Raw genomic sequence first — 992 nt, forward strand, 5'->3', positions numbered from 1 at the left:
CGGCCACGTAATAACTTCGTATAGCATACATTATACGAAGTTATACGAGGCAAGGCCAAAGTTGTCATGGTTGGCCGTGCGCATTACCTGCTTGAAGGCTTTCCCTTGGAGCTCCGGTGGAGTGAAGTCCTGGACGCCCACTTCGCAGAGGAAGGTGCGCCCTTGGTGTGAGATCTGAAAGCTGTCGGTGTCGATGAGTCTGACCGTGGCATTGGGCGCGACCCGCACGCCACCATGGTTCACATCGCCCACCAGATGACCTGCTTGATGGAGCACGGAGAACGCACGCGCTGTATTCAACGCTGCTCGCACTACCATGCGCCAGTCGGCCTGAGGGAAGTCCGCCAGACGGCTCTTGGGGCTATATAGGCGGTGGATATCCTTGGAGTCGCGCAAGTTGGCCATCACAAATCCGCTCACCTTGCCATCTTGTTGGCGGAGGACCTCGGTCGGCCATGCGGTGAGTTGATCTAGCGCCGGCGTTCGCAGCGCGGCCATGGCTACCAGTTTGTCCGCGCGCTCTGCGCTGGCCGGCGACGCATAGACTTTCGCCGCAGCCTCGGGCCGCCCTTCCACCTCGTAGACCGCTCCCTCCCCGCCTCGTCCCAGCAGCTTGCCCAAGCGGATGGGCCCGGATTTTCCTGCCAGCACGGGGCTCGCCATTTAAGCGTCCGTCTCGATCGCAGTAGGGTGTGGCGGTGTGGCCAGACGGCTGGCAAGCAGCAGGGTCTTGTCATCGTCCGTACGATCGCAAATCAAGGCGGACGACAGATACGCATCCAACCTCTCTGACATCACTGGGTTGAATCCTCCCTCAGACAGGCTGCGAACCGGCTGGAATATCTGGTCGAAGAATGGAGCGTGAACCGACTGCGTGGCGTAGTGAAGTACCAGTGACTCGATGCCATCGGTGAAGACGGCCACCTCATCCACAGGCCCGGCCTCGCAAGAGAACTCGAAGTTTTCGACGGCTCTAGGGTCGGTCAAGAACA

The 992-nt window shown here is 60.0% G+C and carries 2 protein-coding genes; both read right to left on the bottom strand.

Annotated elements, in window-relative coordinates; translation table 11 throughout:
* Positions 1-30: 30 nt before the first annotated feature.
* Positions 31-651, bottom strand: a complete 621-nt coding sequence (locus IG80_RS0111670; protein WP_232224419.1) for a hypothetical protein — start codon at positions 649-651, stop codon at positions 31-33.
* 12 nt (positions 652-663) lie between these two features.
* Positions 664-992: protein phosphatase 2C domain-containing protein (locus IG80_RS0111675; protein ID WP_232224420.1), on the bottom strand; the 329-nt coding region annotated here is incomplete at its 5' end.

Origin of the sequence: Candidatus Paracaedibacter symbiosus (genome assembly GCF_000757605.1) — a bacterium.
Lineage (GTDB): Bacteria > Pseudomonadota > Alphaproteobacteria > Paracaedibacterales > Paracaedibacteraceae > Paracaedibacter_A > Paracaedibacter_A symbiosus.